Source organism: Thermostichus sp. OS-CIW-32, assembly GCF_054060415.1.
In genome coordinates, this window is sequence record NZ_JBSSDD010000001.1 from 324,343 (window position 1) to 342,199 (window position 17,857).

The following is a 17,857-nucleotide window of genomic DNA, read 5'->3' on the forward strand; positions in this document are numbered from 1 at the left end:
TTTGCAAAGCCATCCTTCCAGCTTTTTGTCCGAGAATTGGGAGAACTTTTGTAGCAAGATGGAAACTCAGGATCCTAACCTTCATGGGCGATTGCTTTGGCCCAACGGTTGGCGTTTGGGAGTGCCGGGAGAGCGGGGATAAGGAGGCGGCGTGGGGGCTACTTTCTCCAGCAGTAGGCAGTGGCGCACCCCACGGCTGCGGGGTGTGGTGAAGGCTTCTACATGGATCAGTTTTCCGCCCAGGATCTTGAGGGCCCGCTCCAGCGTTTGGGCTTCTGCCTCCGTCCAATGGCCGCGATAGAGGATGGCGCGTCCCCCCACCTTGAGCAGTGGCAGACAATACTCGGCGCAGATCTCCGCCGAGGCCAAAGCCCTGGCCAGAGCGACATCATAGCTGCCCCGTTCCTGCCGGATTTGTCCCCAAATTTCGGCCCGTTGAGCCACCGCCCGCGCTTGGGTGAGAGAGAGCCTTTGCAAGATGTCCTGCACAAAGGCAATCTTGCGTTGGGTGCTGTCCAGCAAGGTAAAGCTGGCCTGAGGCAGGGCAATTTGGGCCGGGATCCCTGGAAACCCTGCCCCGGTGCCGATGTCGATCCCCCGCCAGGGCTGAGCTTGGATTGCCTCCCAGGATCCCAGCAGGCGTAGGCCCCGCAGCGAATCCCACAGGTGTTTCTCCCAAAAGTCGATGGGATCGGTGATGCGGGTCAGGTTCTGGGTTCGGTTTCCGGCCATCACCAGCGGATAGAGCTGTTGCAGTTGTTGCTGCTGCTGTTCAGAAGGCTGCCAACCCAGCTCCGCCAGCCAGCTTTCCCACAGCGTCTTGAGCTGTGGGGGCTCAGAGGAAGAAGCGTCAGCCTTCTTCATCCCAGGGATCCCAGTTTCAATCCAGCGGGGATGGCTCTGTCGGCCCAGCCTTTCAGCTCTTGGGTCAAGCCCTGCAAAGAGCGGTCGGTGCCCAGCAGCTCTTGGTTTAAGCAAACCAACTCCTGCAAATCCAGCTCCTGACAGTTGGCCCAGTCTTCCGCCAGCAAGTTAATCGGCTGCGGCTGAGCCTGAAGCAACTGATGAGAGGCCAACTCCAGCTCTACATTCAAAAGCACCTGCTCCAACCGCTCTACCCGCTCCTGCATTTGCGCCAGCAGGGCTGCCAACTGCTGACAGCAATGGTGAACCCGCTGAGCATAGACCTTGAGCGGCAGGGTCAGCGGCAGCAACGACTCAGACAACAGTTGAATCAGGTGCTGGGCCTCCAGTTCTTCCAGTTGCAGGTCTTGCCAAATGGCGTGGTAAAGATGGAGCGAAAGACGACAGGTTTCCAGGCGCTGGTAGCAGGGCTGTAATACAGAACCGCGCAGCTCCTGCAGATAGTCGGCCCACAGTTGCCCAGCCTCTACTACCCAACCTGTCTGGAAAAAACTCCACCCCTGGGCCAACAGCCAACTGATCAACAGGCCCGCCAACAATTGGTTTTTTTGTCGCAACAGGAAAGGCGAAAGGTGCTCTCCCCAAACGGCTAACCCCAGCCAGATCAGGGCAGCCAAAGTCAAATGGGGCAAGCTGATCATCTCGGCCAACAGCTGGGCAGACCAGCGCTGGCGCAGCATCCAGATCACCCCGGCGCCCAAGCTGTACAGCCCTCCCCCCAACAGCGGGATCAACACCAGCCACAGGGGTTGTCCCCTCCACAGGTGCGATAGTGACCCATCTTCGCCCAGCGCATCCCAACTGAGCAAGTACAAAGCCAGCAGAGCCAAAACCACGACCCAGCCCTGCTGTCGCTTGAGACGGCGGGCTAGAAGACGACGGCGGCGGCGCAGATAGGTTTGAAAGGACTCGGCAACAATCGACATAAAAAAATGGCACTGCGGATCCCTACCAATACCCCCACCGGCCTGGAGCGCTCCTTCACGATCATAAGTCTTAACTTTGCTAGGCCATCTGGCTTCTGTATTGCGTTGTTGGCGGGAGTCATGCCCAGCCGGTGGCCAGCTTTTTCAGGGGCTCATCAGGCGGTTTTTCGGCGAGACTCCTCCGAGAAGCGCTGTTTTCTCGGCAAGCCTGACAGAGGCTTTTTAGAGCAGGCAGCCGCGTGCAAGCTCTCCACCCCTGTTACCATGGAAGAGCCCTTAATGTTTCTTTCGTATCCATCGTATCCATAGCCAAGCTAGTCTCTTGGACCGGCTTTTTTATTGTGCACTGTGCCAGGTTTTGTGATCCCTTCTGCATCTCCTCCCAGTTCCGGCCTTTCCCCCCTCGAAGTGCAGCGCCAGATGATCGTCATTCTCGATTTTGGATCCCAGTACTCTGAGCTGATTGCCCGCCGCATCCGCGAAACCCACGTCTATTCGGAAATCCTTTCCTATCGCACCACTGCTGAGCAACTGCGGCAACTGCAACCGCAGGGCATTATCCTCTCCGGGGGCCCTAACTCGGTGTATGAGCCAGGCGCTCCGGTGTGTGACTCTGAGATTTGGAACCTGGGGATCCCGGTTCTGGGGGTGTGCTACGGCATGCAACTCATGGTGCAGCAGTTGGGGGGCAAGGTGGAAGCAGCCCAGAAGGGGGAATATGGCCGTGCCGCTCTGCACATTTTGGATCCCACCGACCTGCTCACCAACCTGCCGGAAAACAGCATCATGTGGATGAGCCACGGGGATTCGGTTACCGAACTGCCGCCGGGCTTTCACACCTTGGCCTCTACCGACAACACCCCCTGTGCCGCCATTGCCGATCCAAGGCGTCGTCTCTACGGGGTGCAATTTCATCCGGAGGTGGCCCACTCAGAGGCTGGCGCCTTTCTCATCCGCAACTTTGTCTATCACATCTGCGGTTGCGAGCCCACCTGGACAACGGCAGCTTTTCTGGAGGAAGCCATTCGAGAGGTACGTGCCCGTGTGGGCAATAAGAAGGTGCTGTTGGCCCTCTCGGGGGGGGTAGACAGCTCTACTTTGGCTTTTCTGCTGCACAAGGCCATCGGCGACCAGCTCACCTGCGTGTTCATCGACCAAGGGTTTATGCGCAAGGAAGAGCCCCAGCGGCTGCTGCGCCTTTTCCAAGAGCAATTTCACATTCCCGTCCACTACGTGGATGGCCAGGAGCGGTTTCTCCGGCAGTTGCAGGGGGTTACCGATCCCGAAGAAAAACGCAAACGAATTGGGGCAGAGTTTATTCGCGTGTTTGAGGAAGAATCCCAGCGGCTGGGTCCTTTTGAGTACTTAGCCCAAGGCACTCTCTACCCAGACGTGATCGAGTCTGCCAATACCCATGTGGATCCGGTTACTGGAGAACGCATTGCCGTCAAGATCAAAAGCCATCACAATGTCGGCGGCCTGCCCGAAAATCTGCGCTTTAAGCTGGTAGAGCCTTTGCGCAAGCTCTTCAAAGACGAGGTGCGGCAACTGGCCCGCTCTTTGGGTCTGCCGGAAGAGATTGTGGGCCGCCATCCTTTTCCGGGGCCGGGGCTGGCCATCCGCATTGTAGGCGAGGTTACCAAAGAACGGCTGGAAACCCTGCGAGAAGCGGACATGATCGTGCGGCAGGAGATCAACCGCTCCGGCTACTATCCCAAACTTTGGCAAGCCTTTGCCGTGCTGCTGCCAGAGGTGCGGTCGGTGGGGGTGATGGGGGATAAGCGCACCTATGCCTGCCCGGTGGTGGTGCGGCTGGTTACCAGCGAAGACGGTATGACCGCCGATTGGGCGCGAGTTCCCTACGACCTCTTGGCCACCATTTCCAACCGCATCGTCAACGAGGTGCCCGGCATCAACCGCGTGGTTTACGACATCACCTCCAAGCCCCCTGGCACCATCGAGTGGGAGTAGGCGGGATCCCTTGCGTCTGGCCTCGATTCCCGGCTGGATCGATGGCTACCTATGGCCAGCTTCCGGCAGGGAATAGGAAGGGCTTGAGCTGAAGGGCTGAGCGGCTTGGACTTCCATTCGGGCCAAAGTCGTAGCGGCATCCGCCAGTTGCAGAGCAAGGTTGGCACGGCTAATCGGATCCCGGGCATTCCAGAGATCCTGTCCCAAACAAAACACCCGATAGCGAAAGGCTTTGATCGAGCGCGATGGGATGACCTTGACAGTCATGGCTACAACCTCTTCTCCACAGAGACGTGAATAGTCAGCAGAACCCGCTCGGGCTCAAGGTAAACAAATGTTACCAAAACAACCTCGTCCTCAGAGGCAATACTGACCGGGCAGGTGGCTTTCGGGGGCTCCACCCGTTCATGCCGTACCCCCACAGTGTATTCTCCAATCGGCAGGTCATCAAATCCAGCGTCTGCATAGATCAACTCAATGGTTTCTTCTGCAATCAACTGCCCCTCTCGCTCCAGGAAACTGAGAAAAGGGATCCCATCGATAGAGGTGAGCGCGTTGTTGGCCTGGTTGCGGATCATCACGAAGATGTCAGACATGGAGGGTGCGCCATCACCTCAGGGCTTCATGATCGAGGCTGCTGGAACATTGCCCGACTGTTTTGAGCCTGGACTGCCGCCAATCCCTGATTCAGCGACCAAACCCTTGACCCCGCGTGGCCGGGCGGGCAAGACAGGCTTGGAGTTTTTTCCGCAGCTGGGCTGTATCGAGCCGCTGACCGATGAGCACCAACTGGTTTTTGGGCTGGCGAGGCCAATCATCGCTGCTGAGGGTATAGCGCCGACCGCTGAGGTGAAAGATATGTCGCTCTGGGCTTTCCTCAAACCACAACACCCCTTTGGCACGAAAGACTGCATCGGGCAACTCGTTGAGAAAATTTTGGAAAGCATCCAAAGAGAAGGGCTGATCGCTCTCAAAGGCTAGGGAGTTAAAGCCGTCGGCCTCGATGTGGCTGGGATGGGAGTGGTGATGGTCAGGGTGCTCGCAGTGGTCATGATCGTGCTCATGGTCATGGTGGTCGTGACTGTCGTGATCATGGGCTTCTTCTTGGGGCAAGGAACTGGCCTGAAACAAATCGGTATCCAAGATTAGCTCCAGGGGAACTGCGCTGTTGACGGTGCGCAAAATGCGGGCATCTTCTTTGATCTCGCGGATGCGTTTTTCCAGACGCTCGATCTCGGCTTCCTCGACCAAATCGATTTTGTTGAGGAGAATCACATCCCCATAGGCAATTTGGCTGTAGGCCACGTTGCTGTTGAACAGATCGGGGGCAAAGTTGGTGGCATCTACCAGGGTGATAATCGAGTCTAGCCGCGTCAGATCTCGCAATTCTGGCCCCAAAAAGGTGAGGGCCACCGGCAAGGGATCCGCCAATCCCGTAGTCTCCACCACCAGGTAGTCGATCTTGTCGGAACGTTCCATCAACCGCAACACGCTTTCGGCGATGTCGTCCCGGATGGTGCAGCAGATGCAGCCGTTGTTCAGCTCCACCAAGTCTTCTTCGCTGGAGACGATCAGCTCCGCATCGATGCTGATCTCGCCGAATTCGTTGACCAGCACCGCTGTGCGCATCCCTTTCTGGTTGTTGAGGATGTGGTTGAGAAGGGTGGTTTTCCCACTGCCCAAAAAACCTGTGATGATGGTGACAGGTAAGCCTCGCTTAGGCACTTCGATGGTTGCGGTCATAGAGTGGCAGCGATCCGATATAGAGGGAACTCTTCCACTTTACCCTCATTGCCCTTGTCCCCTGAGGCCGGGTGAACCTCTCAGATGCGATCAGTAGAGCCTTTGCGCCTCGGCATTGGCGGCGTCGCCAGTGTGGCCCTGGCTCTCCCAACTCGGCGGCCTCTCTCTTTCTGGCTTACTCTTCAGGGTCAGATTGCTTCCTCTAATCCCCTGGCCCTGAAAGTAGGGTTATTTCGATTCAAACTGGGACAATGCACCCAACACCTAAAACGTTGAACGCAGGGGGCCAGAGAGCTGTTCTCAGTGGCCCACGGGTCTCACCCTAACCTGAAGTGACTATCGATAACATCCCTAGGTAGACTATAGTGCTGACCCACCCCAGCTTGGCCTGTCGGGATGCCTACCTGTCCTGGGTTACTTCCACCTGGTTGCCCGGCTCTAGGCTGACGCGGAACTGTTGGGCGCCTGCCGGCAAGGGATCCGGTGTCAGATCGGGCAGGTTGGCAAAGGGGGTTTCGGCGCGACGCTCCCGGGCCAGCGCATCCTCCGGCTCGGCGGCCAGCAGGGATCCCGTCCTATCCACCGTTACCCGGTAGACCAAGCTCTCTGGCCAATCGGGGGGAGACTGCCACTGCTCTGCCAAAATGTCTCGCAGACGGGAAAGGGGATCCGCCCCTGCTGCCTCTCTTCCCGCTGTTGGGTCAGATTCTTGGAGGGATGTGGCCAAAGGCTGCGATTGACCCGTCAAGGCAGGGATGGTGAGCTGCTCTTGCGGGGAAGGGGAACCTGTGGGATCCCTAGGGGGGCGACTGGCCCAGATCCCAACACCGGCCACAACTGCGATCCCTCCCACCAGCAGGGCCGCGATCCCAGTGGGCTGTCGATACCAAGCCCGCGTCACCGGAGTTCCCAGATTGGCCAGTTGGGGAATGTCATCCGCCACCTGGGAGAGGTTCTCCAGCAGGTCGTACAACTGCGTCATCGACAAATCCACCTGCGCGATGCGATCTTCCCCTTGGCGCACCGTGAGACGATGAAAAATAAAATCAAGCGGACGGATGGCAACGGTACCGCTGAAGGTTCCCTTGGGTTCCCCACTCAAGTGGGATCCCACGTAGCGGTCGATTACGGTGATCAAATCGTTGAGCCAAACGTTATCGCCGTGTAAAGTTTTGACTGTCTCCCCCTGGCGGATTTCCAACTGACACTCGAAGCTGCGCTGGATGGCTTGCAGCGGCGGCGTTGCAGAGGAGTCTGAAGAATTGGAATCGGCAGGGGCTTCTCCCCGTACAGTCAGCGTAGAAGTGGGTTGTTGATAGGTGTGGCTAATCAGGGTGAGGCTGGGCATGGCAACTGCGGGCGAACAACACGGGTAGAGGGCTACAGAGGCGATAATTGACAAAACTGCCTCAAGAAGAGGGTGAGGTATCGGGGCCGGAGCTGTGGGCTACCCCCTCTTCTTCCAGATCGCTGCCGGCAGGCAAATCCATCTCAGGACGGCTGAGCAAGGCTTTCCACAGGCGCTGAGCGCCTTTCGGGCTACTGTAGAACATCAGCTCAATCAAGATGCGCAGGGCCAGCTCGGTGAGGCTATTCTCATCGCGCACGTCCCCATCCACCATGCGGCTGCGGTAGTGAGAGAGGAATTCATCCAAGTAATCTCCCACCAGCGGCTGACGGAAGGGGCTGAGCTCTTGATCGACAGCGGCTTCCAGTTGCTCCAAGGTGCTGCGGATACGGGCTTGTTGCTGAGCAGCCAGATAGGCAATCACCATCACCAGGGCGCGGGCCTCTTCGATATCGACCTTTTTGCGCCCACCGCTGCTGCGGCGCAAGGGGTTAGCATTGCGCAGTCGCCAGAGGGTCACCCGGTCGCCAATCTGCTCTTCCAAGTTGAGGGCTTTGGCTGCGGCCAGAACCGCTTCGGAACTTTCTCCGCTCAGGGACTCCAACCCCAGCAGTAGCAAGTCCAACTGGGCTTTGATGGTACCGGTGGCTGTGTTCAGGCCAACGGGCCGACTGTCTAACTGAATGTGCTTGTGTTCCACCGTCACGCTGTCAATGGGAGCTTTGGGTTTCGACGAAACTCTATGATCTCCTGTCCAAGCCAAACCTGCAACCTACCTCCCTGCGCTCTAGTCTAAAAGACTTTGGGCATGCTAGACTGCTCGCCAGCCTGCCGAGAGTTGAGCTCTCAGGGTTCTTCCCCAAAACGGGGTAACTCTGGATGCATCTTAGACCAATAAGAATGGGTTTTCTGGGCCGGTTTCTGTTTCGGCAACACCCCTACTCCTAGCTGAACTTGGGCTTTTGGACTCAGGGGGATGGCTACTTATAATGGGGAAAGCAGCTGCTGCTTTGGCCTTTAAGAGCTAAGTGACTACCCACCTTCATTGAGTTTCCCTTTTGTTGACACCAGCGACTCTAGGTGCAGCTTGATTCATCATGGCCTCTTCTGCTCGCTGCAGTACTCAGCCTGTCCCTGTTCACTGGGTCTTGATCTTCAGGGATCGATTGGGGCAGAGGGGGGTTGTTCTGGATAGTATCTATTACTCAGTGGGACGGTCTAAAGACAATCATATTCGCCTTTACGATCCCTGCGTCTCTCGGAAACACGCTTCCCTCATCCGCATCCCAGGTTCAGGGCCAACTGCACAGGGATCCCTGCAGTACAGCTACATGGTATTCGATGGCAGTCCGGGATCCAGGCCCAGCACCAATGGCCTATTCGTCAACGGAAAACGGGTTTTGTCCCATCGCCTTCAGCTCCTAGATAAGATAAGGTTTGGGCCGAACGTAACAGCAATTGTGGAGACAACGGATCGACTCAGCCCGGAAACCCTAGCCAAGTTATTGCAGCCTCTGGATGCTGCTAGCTCTACATCCCCATCCACCTTTGATTTTAATAAAGACACGGAGCCGAACCCGGAAAACCTGGCTCAGCCAGAGGAAGAGGATTTCACTGTTGCCTAAGCCAACCCAACCAGTCTTCTGAATCCTCCTGTGCCCCCCATCCCACCTGCTCTGAGCGGCTACTGGCAAAATGCCTTTGACCTAGAAGCCCATCTGGGATCCTTCCTGGGCCTTGGGGCTGCCGATCTGCGGGAGAAACTGCGGGCAGGGCAGCAGCAATTGGCGGAGTTGGGCCGGCGAGACTTTGGCTGGGATCGGGCAGATGCGTTTTATCGGGATCAGGTGAGATCCGCCTATCTGCTGGATTTGGCGGCTTGGCACCTGAGCAGCACCGACTACATCGGCGATACCTTACGCCTGGTGGCGGATCATGCCCGCGGGTTGGTGTTGGATTTTGGCGGCGGCATCGGCACCCATGCTATCGGGGCGGCCCTCTGCGCAGCGGTGGATCAGGTGATCTTCTGGGATATCAACCCCATCCATCGGCAGTTTGTGCAATGGCGGGCGGAAAAGCTGGGCTTAACCGAGCGCATCCACTGTCCAGAAAACTTCCCAGAAGAGATCTTTTTTGACACGGTCATCTGCTTCGATGTGGTGGAACATCTGGCGGATCCGGCAGCGCAGTTGCGGCAGTTTTACGACTGGCTCAAGCCGTCAGGTAAGCTTTTGATCAACTGGTACTTTTTCAAGGGGTTTAACGGCGAGTTTCCTTTTCACCTGGACGACCCGCAAAAGGTAGAGCAATTCTTTCAGGTGCTGCAAAGCCGTTTTTTGGAGGTGTTTCACCCCTATTTCATTACCGCCCGCTGTTACCGCAAGTGGGATAAAAGCTGAGATTGATTGGAGAAAACCAAGGTGCTGCGCTATTTGCGGATACTGTGGCTGTTTTGGAGCACCTCAATCGCGGCAGAAATGGAGTACCGTGCCAATTTTTTCTTTGCCAGCCTCAGCAGTTTGGGTGGCTTGGGATCCGCTCTGTTTGGGCTGTCGTTGTTTTACCAGCAGGGGCACCGGCTGGGCGGTTGGAGTTGGCCGGAAGCCCTCATCGTGTTGGGGGTGTTCACCATTCTGCAGGGGGTGTCGGCCAGTCTCTTTAACGTCAACCTCAATCGCATTGTGCAGCAGGTGCAGGAAGGCACCTTGGATTTTGTTTTGCTAAAGCCAATAAGCAGCCAGTTTTGGCTGTCGGCCAGGGTGTTTTCCCCCTGGGGCCTGGTGGATATCGGCTTTGGCCTGTTGCTGATTCTCTACGCCGGGATCCAGCTCCATTTGCCTGCTTGGGCCTATGCTCTGGGGCTGCTGCCTCTGCTGCTGGGGCTGATCATCCTCTACAGCCTCTGGTTTATGTTGGGAGCCACCAGCATTTGGTTTGTGAAAATCTACAACGTGACCGAGGTGTTACGGGGCTTGGTAGAGGCAGGACGATTTCCGATAGTGGCCTATCCGGTGGCCTACCGCGTGTTTTTCACCTTCGTCGTGCCGGTGGCTTTCTTGACAACGATCCCGGCGGAGACCCTGCTGGGGCGAGCCCAATGGCCGTGGCTGCTGGGATCCGCTCTGCTGGCGGCAGGGCTGTTGTGGGGATCCCATCTTTTCTGGCGCTTTGCCCTGCGCTTCTACACCAGCGCTTCCAGTTAAAGTCTGGGCCAAAAAGCTTGGATCCCAGGCATCCGAGTTCTGGGGAGTTGAGTAATTTCTACAGACGCGCCCCATGCGCTGACATCGCGGAGAACAACTGCCTTCAGTACAAGGCAGAGGGAATCGCAGAGTTCTCTGGGTTGAGGGCAAAAAAGTTTTCACTGCAGCGCTTTGCAGCCACAGGCTCTGTGGTTTAGGGGGGCTTGTCTGTCAGTGGTTTTGATGGTTTGTCGATCTTTTGAGGAGCCTGTTCAATGCACAAACACACAAGCTTTGTAGCAGCATCTGTGATAGCCGGCAGTTTTGCTCTCTTGGGCTGTGGCAGCAGCACTTCGTCTTCGATGATGCCTTCCCAAGCGGATTTGGTGGCTTTGAGCAGCGGCAACCGCCTCACCTTTATCCGCTCCGCCGATGCCTTTGTGCAAGGATCCCTGACGGTAACAGGAGTGAACGGCAACCTCATTGGTATCGATGTGCGTCCTGCCAACCGGCTGCTTTACGGGCTGACCGACACCAGCATCCTTTACACCATCAACTTGCAGACCGGTGTCGCTACCGTGGCCAGCACTCTGTCGGTTCCCTTCACCGCGGGCACGCTTTCTGGCATGGATTTCAACCCTGTTCCGGATCGGCTGCGCTTGGTGGGAGCCAATGGCCAGAACTTCCGCATCAATGTGGATACGGGCGAAGTGATCCAAGATAGACCTTTGGCCTTTGGCCCAATGGAACTACAGGGATCCCAGCCGGCCATCACCGCCGCCGCCTACACCAACAATGTGGCGGGTGCCCAATCCACGCGGCTGCTGAACATCGACGGGCAACGGAACCTGCTGGTGTTGCAGAATCCCCCCAACGATGGGGTTCAGGTGCCCATTGGCCCCCTGGGGGTGAACTTCGGCCCTGTGGGCGGGTTTGACATCCGTACTGCTGATGGGGTGGATACCGGCTTTGCCATCGGCGGCTCCACCTTGTATCGAATTGACCTAAACACCGGTCGGGCCACATCCCTGGGCACCCTGCCGGGTGGGCCGTTCTTTGGCTTGGCTGCCCTCTAGGAAGGCCGATTCCTATTTGCCTATCTAAATCAAGATTCATCAGCGTTAATCAACATTTTGAATTCATGGGTTTGGATCAACTTTTTGAAATCATTGCCGCAGTTGATCCCTTGCGTGGCCCGATCCCAGCTCAGGATTGGGCCTTCTATCTCCCCTTAGCTCGGGGTTGACCTCCGCCTATGCAGACGATAAATTATGAGAGCCGCTGCCCTGCTTGGATTACTCTGGGCGATGCTTGTGCCTCTGCAGTTTCTCTCTCTCTTCCATCCCGTTTCCTCTTCCCGCTCATGAAGATCGAGGGCGACAAAGCTGAGGGATCCCTGCAGGAAAAAACCGATGCAGAGGTGTTTGCGGCTCTAAAAGCAGGCCGGTCACAAGCTCTGGCCATTCTCTACGACCGACATGCCGGCTTGGTGTACGGAATTGCCTGCAAAATGCTGGGCAACACTGCCGAAGCCGAAGATCTCACCCAAGATATTTTTTTGAACTTGGCCCGTTCTGCCTTCGATCCCAGGCGGGGATCCCTGCGCACCTACCTGAGCATCTTGGCCCGCTCTCGCTGTTTGGATCGGCTGCGCTCTTGGCGGAGTCGACAGCGTTCCTTGGAACGGGGCAGAGTGGAATTACAGGGCAACCCTGCTGCGGATCCCGCCTTGGAGCAGTTGGCTCAAGCAGAGCAGGTGGTTGAGGTGCAAACGGCTTTGGCCGAGTTGTCCGAAAGTCAGCGGCAAGTCTTGAAGATGGCCTATTACGAAGGCATGAGCCAAACGGAAATTGCCAAGCAACTGGATCTGCCTTTGGGAACGGTCAAAGCCAGAGCTCGGCGGGCTCTGCTGCGGCTGCGCGAGTTGTTGGGAGGCCCCTCATGAAAGCCGAATCTGTGTCTCCCGAAGAACTGCAACTGTGGCTGGCAGGCTATGTGCTGGGGGATCTCTCCCCGGAAGAGGCCGACCGGCTGGAGGCATTGCTCAAGCTGCGCCCGGAGCTGCACCGAGAACTGCAAGCATTGCAACAGGCATTGGAGACAGCCTACGGCGTGGAGGAAAAGCAACCTCCCCCCGCCCTGCGGGCTTCTCTGTTGCAAGCACATGCGGAGCAGGCAGCCCAACCGATGCGCACCCCCGCCTGGATTGCCAAGGGATCCCGTCTCTGGCAACGGGGCTTGGGGGCGGTGGCCGCAGGCTTGATCGTCGCTTTGGGGCTGGGGAACCTCTACCTGTGGCGCAGGCTGCAGCTAGCCCAGACGCAAGGGATCCCTGCCGAGGTGTTGACTTATGAGTTGCAGCCGACTGCGGAGAACCTAACCGGCTCGGTCAGGCTTGAGGTGGATCCCCAGCGCTTGCAAGGGCGATTGGTGGCCCAAGGTTTGCCACCTCTGCCGGAAGGCCGGGTCTATGCCCTGTGGGTGGTGGTGGATCCTGAGGCGCCCTTCACCACCGATAGTGCGGGGGCCATCCTCATGGCAGCTTTTCCGGTGGATGAAACAGGAAACCGCCAACAGGAGCTGCGCCTACCGCCGGTGTTTGAATCTGCAGAATGGGTGCGGGCTGTGGCCATTAGCGAAGAGGACAGCGAGCGTCCCCAAGAGCACGAAGGATCCCCTTTGTGGATTTCCGGCTAGGGATGGATTGGCGTGGCCCGATGGCACAAGTAGGCGATTGTGATGCAGATGGATGTCAACCCAGTCTTGTGACCAAGGCAGAAGGCCTTAAGATAAAAGTCGCCACCCCAGCGAAGAACTTGGAGGCCACCCCATGGGCGAAGCGAAGCGCCGTAAAACCCGCATCAGCCAAGATCCCGACCAAGAGCTGGTGTTTCCCAACCTCAAGGATATTCCCCTCACCAAAGGGCAGGCTCGCGCCATCTACAATTGGACAACCCGTGGCGCTTGGGCAGGCATCATTCTCCTGGCCATCATTTGGGTGGTGATCCGATTTGTAGGGCCTGCCTTCGGCTGGTGGCATCTGGTCGGCTAGCCGGCCGGATCCCCTTTAGCATCCTTTGGAGTTTCCGTCTATGCGCTCTTATCTGGCAGCCGCCATTCAAATGACCAGCATTCCCGATCTGGCCAGCAACTTGCAGCAGGCGGAAGAGTGGATCGACTTTGCGGCGCGCCAGGGGTGCGAGCTGGTGACGCTACCAGAAAACTTTGCCTTCATGGGGCCGGAAGCCGAGAAAGCCCGCCTTGCTCCTGAGATTGCGGAGCGGGCGGAGGAGTTTTTGGCCAAGATGGCCCAGCGTTACCAGGTATTTATTTTGGGAGGAGGGTATCCTGTGCCGGACGGGCAGGGCAAAGTTTACAATACCGCTGCCCTCTACAGCCCTGACGGCAAAGAGCTGGCCCGCTATCGCAAAATCCACCTGTTCGATGTCAATCTGCCCGACGGCAATACCTACCGCGAGTCGAACACGGTGGTCAGCGGAGATGAGGTGGTCACCTGCGAGCAAGAGCAACTGGGGAACCTCGGTTTGTCGGTCTGCTACGACGTACGCTTTCCAGAGCTGTACCGATCCCTGGTGGATCGCGGAGCCCAGATTTTGCTCATCCCTGCCGCCTTCACGGCCTACACGGGTCGGGATCACTGGCAGGTTTTGCTGCAATGCCGGGCCATTGAGAACACCTGTTACGTGATAGCCCCCGCCCAGGTGGGCACCCACTACGAGCGGCGACAGTGTCACGGCCATGCCATGATCGTGGACCCCTGGGGGACTATCTTGGCGGATGCGGGTGGCGAAAAACCGGGGGTGGCCATTGCTGAAATTAACCCAGAGCGTTTCCAGTTGGTCAGGCGACAGATGCCTTCCCTACAACACCGTCGGCTGGCCTGCACCGTCACCCGCTAGGGATCCGCTGTGCCTTGGCCCCCCCTGATTCTCTACAGCAAACCCGGCTGCCACCTCTGCGAGAGCTTGGTGGAGAAGTTGCGGCAGATCCCCGAAATCCGTGATCTGGAAGTCCGCGACATCACCTCCAACCCGAGTTGGTGGGAGCAATACCAACTGGAAGTTCCCGTGCTCACCCTGGCAGGGGATCCCGAGCGACCTTTGCCACGTCCTTCCCCTCGGCTGACGGTGAGCCAGTTGCGGGCTTGGCTTGAGAAACAGCTCCGTTGAATTTCTCCTGCTGCTGCCGGAGCTTTCTCTGCCATGCCTATGGAGAGAGCAGCGATTCGCTGCGGGCGGTGTAGCCGGCTTGACGCAGGGCTTCAACGGCGGCTTGGGCATTGTTAACCCAAAATTGGGATCCCATTCTCACCCAAAGGGTATGGGGATGGGCGGTGATGGCAGCCACGACAGGAATGCGATTTTCTTCTTTAATTTCCGAGCGTTGGCGAGCGATTAGCGTCTGTAAACGGTATCGATCCTCCAGTGTCCCAGCAGAGTCGAGAGGGATCTCCACCGTTACCCAACTAACAGATTCAATCGGTTGTAAATCTTCCACAATCAGTTGCACCTGTTCATCCCGCTGATCCACTTTGGCCCAAACCAATAGCCGTTGATCCACCTCCAGGCAACCGCGCAAACGTTCATAGGTTTTGGGGAAGATCACTGCTTCACAACTGCCGGTGAGATCTTCCAGTTGCAAAATGGCCATGCGATCCCCTTTCTTGGTTGTGACATTTTTAATGGCAGTCACCAGGGCGAGAACGCCCACAGAGGCATCGGCTGCGCAGCCGCCCAAGTCAGCTAGGTTTACAGGGGCCAGCAGCCGCGCTTGCTCCTGAATGCGCCGCAGCGGATGATCCGAGACATAAAACCCCAGCAGCTCCCGTTCTAGCCTCAACTTTTCCTGAGGTGGAAAATCTTCAGTAGCCGGCCCACGCGGAGCCTCCACAAATCCATTGCCGGCGCTGCTATTGCTCCCCAATAGATCGAACAAGCTGGCTTGGCCGATGGCTTTGGACTTGGCTCGCTGCGCTGCCCAACCGAGGATGGGATCCAAATCGGCAATTAGTTGTTTACGATTTCCAGAAATACAATCAAAAGCGCCCGCACAAATCAGGGCCTCCAGGGCACGACGGTTAACAATGCGCAGATCCACCCGCTGGCAAAAATCCGCCAGAGAGGTGAAGGGGCCATCAGCTTGACGGGCAGCCAAAATGTTTTGAATGGCCCCCTCCCCTACATTCTTCACTGCCCCCAGACCAAACAAAATGCTGGATCCCTGGGGAGTAAAGTCCATTCCAGAACGGTTGATATCCGGCGGCTGAATTTGGATCCCAATTGACAAGCAATAGGTAATGTAGCGCTGTACCTTGTCCTGATCTCCCCCCACAGAAGAGAGCAAGGCTGCCATATATTCCGTTGGGTAATTGGCCTTGAGGTAAGCTGTTTGAAAAGTAATCAACCCATAGGCAGTAGAATGCGATTTATTGAAGCAATACTCGGCAAAAGCAACCATTTGATCAAACAATTCTGTGGCAACTTCTTGGCTTACACCCCGCTTGGCTGCCCCCTGTACAAATTGCTCGCGGTGTTTCTCCATCTCGGAGACTTTCTTTTTCCCCATCGCTCGCCGCAGCAGATCGGCTTGGCCTAAGGTGTATCCGGCCATGTCTTGGGCAATGCGCATGATCTGTTCCTGGTAGAGGATGGCTCCGTAGGTATCCTGAAGAATGGGCTTGAGGAGTTCGTGGGCATAGGTTACCGGTTTGCGACCGTGCTTGCGATCGATAAAGTCGGGGATCATTCCCGTATCCAATGGGCCTGGCCGGTACAAGGCCAATACTGAAGAAATATCTTCCAGGTTGGAAGGTTTGAGCTCCCGCACCACCTGCTTCATGCCAGAAGATTCCAGTTGGAAGATCCCTTCCAGCTCTCCCTTTTCCAAAAGCTGGTAGGTTTTCTTGTCGTCTAGGGGTAGGTTATCCAGATCTATATTGACGCCATTGTGTTCTCGGATCAGTTCCACTGCCCGCTGAATCATCGTCAGGTTGCGCAGACCCAAAAAGTCCATCTTCAGCAAGCCCAAAGACTCGATATCTTCCATCGAGTACTGGGTGATAATTTGGCCTTCATTGTTGTACTGCAGAGGCACGATCTCATCTAAGGGATCCTTAGCAATCACCACACCGGCAGCGTGAACCCCGAAGGTTTTGTTGGTGCCCTCCAACAAACGTGCCAGCTCGATCCAGCGGTGGGTGGTTGGGTCTTTCTCGTATTTTTCTTTAAACTCTGGAGCGGGAGTATCCTCGCCAATCATCTCTTCCAATTTTGCGGGCTTGCCTCGGGATACCGGGATCAATTTCGCCATTTTGTCGGCTTCTGAGTAGGGAATGTCTAAGACTCGACCGACATCTTTGAGAATGGCTTTAGAGGTCATGCGGTTAAAGGTGATGATCTGGGCGACTCGCTCTTGGCCGTATTTGCGGGTCACATAGTCGATCAGCTCTCCCCGCCGCTCGATGCAAAAATCCGTATCGATATCCGGCATCGATTGACGTTCTGGATTGAGAAATCGCTCAAACAGTAGGCCGTATTTAACCGGGTCAATGTTGGTAATTTGTAGGGCATAGGCCACCAGGGATCCTGCTGCCGAGCCTCGCCCCGGCCCCACCGGGATCCCCTGCTCGCGGGCATAGCGAACGTAGTCCCAGACCACCAGGAAATAGCTGGAGAAGCCCTTTTGTTGGATGATGTTCAGCTCAAAGCGCAGGCGCTCCTGGTAGTTTTGGGGGATCTGATCCGGCTGAGCAACACCGCAGCGCTTCGCCAGCCCCTGCCAGGCCAATTCTGTGAGATAGCTATCGGCAGAATGGCCCGCTGGAACCGGGTAGTCGGGCATGCGCATTTCCCCAAATAGGTCATAGCCCTCGATCTTTTCCAGCACCTTCAGGGTGTTGGCGATGGCCTCGTCAATCACCTCCTGTTCCAAATGGTCACGGCAGAGACGGCGCATCTCTTCTGGGCTTTTCAGGTATTCGGTTCCGGTGTAGCGAAGGCGATTTTTTTCAGTAAGGGATTTGCCTGTTTGAATGCAGAGCAGCGCATCGTGGGCCTCTACATCCCAGCAGGAAATAAAATGGCTATCGTTGGTGAGGATGATCGGGATCCCCAATTCGCGGGCGATGCGCACCAACTGCACATTGACAAAGCGATCTTCTTGATAACCGTGATCCTGAATCTCGATGTAATAATCATCCCCAAACTGCTCTTGGTACCAAGCGGCAACTTCACGGGCAATTTCTGGCCGCCGCTGCAAAATAGCTTGAGGCACTTCTCCTGCCAAGCAGCCGCTGGTGACGATCAGCCCTTCTTTGTATTGCACCAAATACTCTTTGTTAATGCAGGGGCGAGAGAAAATCCCTTTCCCTTGAATGCCATGTAGATGGGAAATGGTGGTTAGCTTCACTAAGTTTTTGTAGCCCTGGGTATTTTTGGCCAGAACCACTTGGTGATACTTGGGGTACTTGCGGCTTTTGTCGCGGATATCGCCGTTGATCACGTACATTTCATTGCCGATGATTGGAGTAATCCCTTTGCTTTTACACAGTTTCACCAGCTCCAATGCCCCATACATGACACCGTGATCCGTCAGGGCCAGCCCCGGCAAACCCATAGCCACCACCTGCTCGATCAGACGCGGCAATTGGCTGGCGCCATCCAAGAGGCTGTATTCGCTGTGGAGATGCAAAGGAACAAAAGACATGGCAACGCTATGGATAGTGGGATCCCTTTAACCTTAAC

At 56.6% G+C, this 17,857-nt stretch carries 18 protein-coding genes; 10 read left to right on the top strand and 8 right to left on the bottom strand.

Annotated features, from left to right (window positions below):
- Nucleotides 1-81 precede the first annotated feature (81 nt).
- Complete coding sequence (rsmG, locus tag ACVWY8_RS01525) at nucleotides 82-864, bottom strand: 16S rRNA (guanine(527)-N(7))-methyltransferase RsmG (RefSeq protein WP_457392227.1); 783 nt, start codon at nucleotides 862-864, stop codon at nucleotides 82-84.
- Nucleotides 861-1,850: a hypothetical protein gene (locus ACVWY8_RS01530; RefSeq protein WP_457392224.1), complete on the bottom strand. Its 990-nt coding sequence runs from the start codon at nucleotides 1,848-1,850 to the stop codon at nucleotides 861-863. The genes rsmG and ACVWY8_RS01530 overlap by 4 nt, the downstream gene beginning before the upstream one ends.
- Before the next feature lie 420 nt (nucleotides 1,851-2,270).
- Here ACVWY8_RS01530 and guaA point away from each other — a divergent pair, with 420 nt between their 5' ends.
- A complete protein-coding gene (gene guaA, locus ACVWY8_RS01535; protein WP_414357339.1) occupies nucleotides 2,271-3,821 on the top strand; it encodes a glutamine-hydrolyzing GMP synthase in 1,551 nt (516 codons plus the stop codon).
- A gap of 45 nt (nucleotides 3,822-3,866) precedes the next feature.
- Here the strand turns inward: guaA and ACVWY8_RS01540 are convergent, their stop codons facing one another.
- The 5 genes from ACVWY8_RS01540 to ACVWY8_RS01560 all read right to left on the bottom strand — a co-directional run bounded on the left by ACVWY8_RS01540 (nucleotide 3,867) and on the right by ACVWY8_RS01560 (nucleotide 7,618).
- Nucleotides 3,867-4,088, bottom strand: a complete 222-nt coding sequence (locus ACVWY8_RS01540) for a hypothetical protein (protein ID WP_011432797.1) — start codon at nucleotides 4,086-4,088, stop codon at nucleotides 3,867-3,869.
- Nucleotides 4,089-4,090: 2 nt separating this feature from the next.
- The gene (locus tag ACVWY8_RS01545; RefSeq protein ID WP_238376924.1) at nucleotides 4,091-4,417 is read right to left on the bottom strand and encodes a hypothetical protein; all 327 of its coding nucleotides are present in this window, start codon (nucleotides 4,415-4,417) and stop codon (nucleotides 4,091-4,093) included.
- Nucleotides 4,418-4,508: 91 nt separating this feature from the next.
- Nucleotides 4,509-5,564 carry a CobW family GTP-binding protein gene (locus ACVWY8_RS01550; protein WP_457392222.1) on the bottom strand — a complete coding sequence of 352 codons (1,056 nt, stop codon included), beginning with the start codon at nucleotides 5,562-5,564 and terminating at the stop codon, nucleotides 4,509-4,511.
- A 400-nt stretch (nucleotides 5,565-5,964) separates the two neighbouring features.
- Complete coding sequence (locus ACVWY8_RS01555) at nucleotides 5,965-6,912, bottom strand: DUF4335 domain-containing protein (RefSeq protein WP_457392220.1); 948 nt, start codon at nucleotides 6,910-6,912, stop codon at nucleotides 5,965-5,967.
- A 61-nt stretch (nucleotides 6,913-6,973) separates the two neighbouring features.
- Entirely contained in the window at nucleotides 6,974-7,618 is a 645-nt protein-coding gene (locus ACVWY8_RS01560; protein WP_414341745.1) for a DUF3038 domain-containing protein, read from the bottom strand.
- A gap of 391 nt (nucleotides 7,619-8,009) precedes the next feature.
- Here ACVWY8_RS01560 and ACVWY8_RS01565 point away from each other — a divergent pair, with 391 nt between their 5' ends.
- The 9 genes from ACVWY8_RS01565 to ACVWY8_RS01605 all read left to right on the top strand — a co-directional run bounded on the left by ACVWY8_RS01565 (nucleotide 8,010) and on the right by ACVWY8_RS01605 (nucleotide 14,284).
- Nucleotides 8,010-8,537, top strand: coding sequence for an FHA domain-containing protein (locus tag ACVWY8_RS01565; protein WP_011432802.1), 528 nt, complete (start codon nucleotides 8,010-8,012; stop codon nucleotides 8,535-8,537).
- Nucleotides 8,538-8,567: 30 nt separating this feature from the next.
- On the top strand, nucleotides 8,568-9,311 hold the full coding sequence (locus ACVWY8_RS01570; RefSeq protein WP_414329240.1) for a class I SAM-dependent methyltransferase: 744 nt from the start codon (nucleotides 8,568-8,570) through the stop codon (nucleotides 9,309-9,311).
- A 21-nt stretch (nucleotides 9,312-9,332) separates the two neighbouring features.
- The gene (locus ACVWY8_RS01575; protein ID WP_414349888.1) at nucleotides 9,333-10,115 is read left to right on the top strand and encodes an ABC transporter permease; all 783 of its coding nucleotides are present in this window, start codon (nucleotides 9,333-9,335) and stop codon (nucleotides 10,113-10,115) included.
- Between the two features lie 341 nt (nucleotides 10,116-10,456).
- The gene (locus ACVWY8_RS01580; RefSeq protein WP_457392217.1) at nucleotides 10,457-11,170 is read left to right on the top strand and encodes a DUF4394 domain-containing protein; all 714 of its coding nucleotides are present in this window, start codon (nucleotides 10,457-10,459) and stop codon (nucleotides 11,168-11,170) included.
- A gap of 287 nt (nucleotides 11,171-11,457) precedes the next feature.
- A complete protein-coding gene (locus tag ACVWY8_RS01585; RefSeq protein ID WP_457392215.1) occupies nucleotides 11,458-12,039 on the top strand; it encodes a sigma-70 family RNA polymerase sigma factor in 582 nt (193 codons plus the stop codon).
- Complete coding sequence (locus ACVWY8_RS01590) at nucleotides 12,036-12,791, top strand: anti-sigma factor domain-containing protein (protein WP_457392212.1); 756 nt, start codon at nucleotides 12,036-12,038, stop codon at nucleotides 12,789-12,791. The genes ACVWY8_RS01585 and ACVWY8_RS01590 overlap by 4 nt, the downstream gene beginning before the upstream one ends.
- Before the next feature lie 133 nt (nucleotides 12,792-12,924).
- Nucleotides 12,925-13,146: a DUF2839 domain-containing protein gene (locus ACVWY8_RS01595; protein ID WP_414329235.1), complete on the top strand. Its 222-nt coding sequence runs from the start codon at nucleotides 12,925-12,927 to the stop codon at nucleotides 13,144-13,146.
- 40 nt (nucleotides 13,147-13,186) lie between these two features.
- Entirely contained in the window at nucleotides 13,187-14,014 is an 828-nt protein-coding gene (locus ACVWY8_RS01600; RefSeq protein WP_457392686.1) for a carbon-nitrogen hydrolase family protein, read from the top strand.
- Between the two features lie 9 nt (nucleotides 14,015-14,023).
- Nucleotides 14,024-14,284, top strand: a complete 261-nt coding sequence (locus tag ACVWY8_RS01605; RefSeq protein ID WP_011432810.1) for a glutaredoxin family protein — start codon at nucleotides 14,024-14,026, stop codon at nucleotides 14,282-14,284.
- Between the two features lie 37 nt (nucleotides 14,285-14,321).
- On the opposite strand, the gene ACVWY8_RS01610 is transcribed toward ACVWY8_RS01605, so the two are convergent.
- Nucleotides 14,322-17,819 carry a DNA polymerase III subunit alpha gene (locus ACVWY8_RS01610; protein WP_457392209.1) on the bottom strand — a complete coding sequence of 1,166 codons (3,498 nt, stop codon included), beginning with the start codon at nucleotides 17,817-17,819 and terminating at the stop codon, nucleotides 14,322-14,324.
- Between the last annotated feature and the right edge of the window lie 38 nt (nucleotides 17,820-17,857).

What these genes read in the sequence shown, in the direction of transcription:
- ACVWY8_RS01545 (WP_238376924.1), bottom strand. Translation starts at nt 4,417, where the DNA reads ATGTCTGACATCTTCGTGATGATCCGCAACCAGGCCAACAACGCGCTC.
- ACVWY8_RS01555 (WP_457392220.1), bottom strand. Translation starts at nt 6,912, where the DNA reads ATGCCCAGCCTCACCCTGATTAGCCACACCTATCAACAACCCACTTCT.
- ACVWY8_RS01550 (WP_457392222.1), bottom strand. Translation starts at nt 5,564, where the DNA reads ATGACCGCAACCATCGAAGTGCCTAAGCGAGGCTTACCTGTCACCATC.
- ACVWY8_RS01585 (WP_457392215.1), top strand. Translation starts at nt 11,458, where the DNA reads ATGAAGATCGAGGGCGACAAAGCTGAGGGATCCCTGCAGGAAAAAACC.
- ACVWY8_RS01590 (WP_457392212.1), top strand. Translation starts at nt 12,036, where the DNA reads ATGAAAGCCGAATCTGTGTCTCCCGAAGAACTGCAACTGTGGCTGGCA.
- ACVWY8_RS01610 (WP_457392209.1), bottom strand. Translation starts at nt 17,819, where the DNA reads ATGTCTTTTGTTCCTTTGCATCTCCACAGCGAATACAGCCTCTTGGAT.
- guaA (WP_414357339.1), top strand. Translation starts at nt 2,271, where the DNA reads ATGATCGTCATTCTCGATTTTGGATCCCAGTACTCTGAGCTGATTGCC.
- ACVWY8_RS01600 (WP_457392686.1), top strand. Translation starts at nt 13,187, where the DNA reads ATGCGCTCTTATCTGGCAGCCGCCATTCAAATGACCAGCATTCCCGAT.
- rsmG (WP_457392227.1), bottom strand. Translation starts at nt 864, where the DNA reads ATGAAGAAGGCTGACGCTTCTTCCTCTGAGCCCCCACAGCTCAAGACG.
- ACVWY8_RS01595 (WP_414329235.1), top strand. Translation starts at nt 12,925, where the DNA reads ATGGGCGAAGCGAAGCGCCGTAAAACCCGCATCAGCCAAGATCCCGAC.
- ACVWY8_RS01580 (WP_457392217.1), top strand. Translation starts at nt 10,457, where the DNA reads ATGATGCCTTCCCAAGCGGATTTGGTGGCTTTGAGCAGCGGCAACCGC.
- ACVWY8_RS01530 (WP_457392224.1), bottom strand. Translation starts at nt 1,850, where the DNA reads ATGTCGATTGTTGCCGAGTCCTTTCAAACCTATCTGCGCCGCCGCCGT.
- ACVWY8_RS01565 (WP_011432802.1), top strand. Translation starts at nt 8,010, where the DNA reads ATGGCCTCTTCTGCTCGCTGCAGTACTCAGCCTGTCCCTGTTCACTGG.
- ACVWY8_RS01540 (WP_011432797.1), bottom strand. Translation starts at nt 4,088, where the DNA reads ATGACTGTCAAGGTCATCCCATCGCGCTCGATCAAAGCCTTTCGCTAT.